Annotated in this window: 1 protein-coding gene and 3 pseudogenes; all 4 read right to left on the reverse strand. The window is 78.2% G+C overall.

Annotated elements, in window-relative coordinates:
• Positions 1-326 (reverse strand): RNA polymerase sigma factor (locus ACTUAL_RS26160; protein WP_440902111.1); only part of this gene is annotated, 326 nt, incomplete at its 3' end.
• A gap of 74 nt (positions 327-400) precedes the next feature.
• Positions 401-649: pseudogene (locus ACTUAL_RS26165) on the reverse strand (glycosyltransferase 87 family protein); the annotation flags it as partial.
• A 31-nt stretch (positions 650-680) separates the two neighbouring features.
• Positions 681-947 (reverse strand): annotated as a pseudogene (locus ACTUAL_RS26170) (glycosyltransferase 87 family protein); the annotation flags it as partial.
• A gap of 111 nt (positions 948-1058) precedes the next feature.
• Positions 1059-1649: pseudogene (locus ACTUAL_RS26175) on the reverse strand (NAD-dependent epimerase/dehydratase family protein); the annotation flags it as partial.

Below are 1649 nucleotides of genomic sequence, written 5' to 3' on the forward strand. Positions count from 1 at the left end.
CCGGTCCAGGTGCGCGCCGATCCCCGCCCGCAGCTTCGCGCGCGCCCGGTCCTGGCGTGCTCGCGCGTCCACGCGCGCAACCGCCGCTCCTCGGTCCGCACGTGCCTGCGCACCAGGTTCGCCGCCACCCCGTACAGCCACGCCGCGGTCGCGTCCGGCTCGTGCGGGCTCCCCGCCCGGTCGCGCCACAGCACCAGGAACGCCTCCGCGACCAAGTCGTCGGCGATCTCGACCCCGACCCGCCGCGCCAGGCACCGGTGCAGCCGCCCGGCCGTCCCGGAGTGGAGCCGCTCGACCGCGTCCTCGTCCAGGAGGCCCGCTCGCACCTCTCCCGGTGAGGCGGTTGCTCTGCTTCGCACACATCTGCCTGCCCGCGCGCACGCCCGCCGAACGCCAGCCACAGCGCCGGTTCCACCCCGCCGGGCAGCCCCAGCCGGTGCAGCGCGCCGCGGATCGAGGAGTTGCCTGCGCAGGCGATCCCGCCGATGCGGCCGGGGTCGAGCAGCGCGCCGAACCAGCAGCGCGCGCTGTCCGACGGCGCCAGCAGCAACCCCAGCGCGCCGCCGCCCGCGAACACCCCCGCCGCCCACGCCGCCGACCTGCGGTCCCCGCGCGCCAGGAACACCAGCGGGGTCAGCTCCGCGGCGGCGGCGAGCCCGGTCCGGCGCGCCCCGCCGCCACACCGGCCGCTCCGCCGGGCAGTCGAGAGCCACCAGCGCCATCAGGAACAGGTTGACCTGCCCGTAGTCCAGGGTGGCCCGGAGCGGCTCCAGCGGCAGCGCGCCCGCCGCGACCAGCACGCCCAGCGCCGTCCAAGCCACCGCGACCAGCGCGAACAGCGCCGCCGCGAGCGGCGGGCAGGTGAAACGGCAGGTCGGGGCCCCGCAGCGGCGCGGGGAGGTCCAGCGCGTACAGCGGCGCCCGGCCGGCCACGCCTCGCCGCCCACCCGGTAGACCCGCAGGTCGGTCAGCGCGAAGCCCGAGCGCGACCACGGCCCACAGCAGGTGGGGCCAGCGGAGGGGCCTGCGGGTTCCGGGCAGGGCGGGGCCCGCCCAGGTCACAGGTCCCGCGCGCCGCGCCTCAGCTTGGTGTTGAGCGGCGGGCTGGTCGACTCGCCCCGGTGCTCGCCCAGCGCGCGCACGAACTCCCGCAGCACGTCGCGCGCGTCGTGCCGCGGCGCCCAGCCGAGCGCGCGGGCCCGCGCGGTGTCCAGCAGCGGCGACGCCAGCGCCAGGTCCACCCACCCCGGCGCGGTCGGCTGCAACCGGGCCTTCCAGGTGCCCTTGGCCAGCGCCCGCAGCGCGCTCGGGGAGATCGGCACGTGCCTGGCCCCGACCGCCGCCGCCAGCTCCGCCGGCCCCACGACCGGCTCCGCGGCCACGTTCAGCGCCCCGGTGAACCGCTCCCGCAGCACCAGCAGCAGCGCCTCGGCGACGTCGTCGGCGTGCGTGAACTGCACGGACAACCGCCGGGGCAGCGGCAGCACGGGCAGGCGCAGGCGGAACAGCGCGGGCGGCACCAGCAGCCCCAGGAAGTACCGGTGGATCTCGGCCGCCGCGTCCGGCTGCAGGATCAGCGACGGCCGCACGCGGGCGACCGCGATCCCGTCGAGCGCGTCCAGCTGCCGCTCCACGGCCGCCTTGTGCCT

The sequence above is a fragment of the Actinosynnema sp. genome, assembly GCF_052038725.1.